The sequence below is a fragment of the Aequorivita vitellina genome, from assembly GCF_022008365.1.
GTDB lineage: Bacteria > Bacteroidota > Bacteroidia > Flavobacteriales > Flavobacteriaceae > Aequorivita > Aequorivita vitellina.
Genome location: NZ_JAIRBA010000090.1, coordinates 1 through 1,216, shown reverse-complemented (window position 1 = coordinate 1,216; position 1,216 = coordinate 1). Strand labels below are relative to the sequence as shown.

The following is a 1,216-nucleotide window of genomic DNA, read 5'->3' as shown; positions in this document are numbered from 1 at the left end:
GCCTTGTTGCCCAATGTTTTTCTGCGTTCTGTTCCGCTTCTATTCCGCACTGCTTTTTTTTCTTTCACTGTCCATCGCAAACTAAAACCGGCTTTCGCTGATTTTATCTTTCCGATGCCAAAAATGTCGCAGATCCAGTTTTTTTCCGTTCCGTGTTTTTGTCCGCGCAATTTCTTCCGTTTCCGCTTAAAACACAATCATTTTAAAAACAATCCCAAAGCTTTTCGGATGGTTTTTCTTTCAAAATATTCTTTAATCAAATATTGGGCAACGGTCTCGTATAACCGTCAGTTACGGTTTTAAAGTTAATGATTTTCGGTTAAGCACAGACGTTAGCAATTCCGAGTGGATTCGGACGTAGTCGAATCCGCCGTAATTGCGGTTATACATTGTTGTACACCGTTTTTTATTCTTTGTCAAAGCCATTAAATTCCATTCTTTTCATTGTCGGACAATGATTAACCACAATATCAAATTCAGACACTTTTTCTTTTGGTGTCACGTACCATTCTCCAAAACTATAAGTTAGCAAATAGACATTTTCAAATTCGGTCGGTTTTATGGTCAGTTCAGTTTTTTCAGTTTCCGTTTTTTGCGGAACAGTTCTTAATTCCAATTCGATTTCATTTTCCGTGATTTTCCTTAATTCAGATATCAAGTCAGCATCAGGTTCCAGTTGGTAGAAGAATAGAACTGAACTTTCATTTATTTCAAAAGCGGTTGTATTTCCATCACAAGGTTCGTAAATCACAAATTCATTGTTGAGTTTTTTTAAACTTATCCATTGTCTTGGAAATTTTTCTAGGTCAATTTTTATTGGTTTATGCTTTTTTGCAATTGCTTTTTCGTGGTATGAAATTGCGTCATTATCCATTCGGTTTGGTTTCCAGTTAATCAGGTATTTAAACGTCTCTGAATTCCGAGTTGTGTCGATAAACAGTTGATGTTTCGAAAGGTCAAGATTTTTCGGATTGTTCTTTTCCAAAATCGTGTCCAAATCAACTTTCCACGCGGGAATTTCAGTCGGTTTGTTTTCCGCTTTTTCTGGTTTGGTTTTCTGTTCGCAAGAAGCCAAAATTCCAAATATCAATGCTATGTAGATTGCTTTTCTCAAATGGTGTACAACGTTTCTGCATATGATTAGTGGCCCGATTAAGCACGGAATTTAGCAAATAAAAACCAAATAGAAAATCCGATAGGATTTTCGGAAGCAGGC

The 1,216-nt window shown here is 36.5% G+C and carries 1 protein-coding gene; it reads right to left on the bottom strand.

Going from position 1 to position 1,216, the window contains the following annotated elements:
- Positions 1 to 406: 406 nt before the first annotated feature.
- Complete coding sequence (locus K8089_RS16080; RefSeq protein ID WP_237604307.1) at positions 407 to 874, bottom strand: hypothetical protein; 468 nt, start codon at positions 872 to 874, stop codon at positions 407 to 409.
- Positions 875 to 1,216 lie beyond the last annotated feature (342 nt).

What these genes read in the sequence shown, in the direction of transcription:
- K8089_RS16080 (WP_237604307.1), bottom strand. Translation starts at nt 874, where the DNA reads ATGGATAATGACGCAATTTCATACCACGAAAAAGCAATTGCAAAAAAG.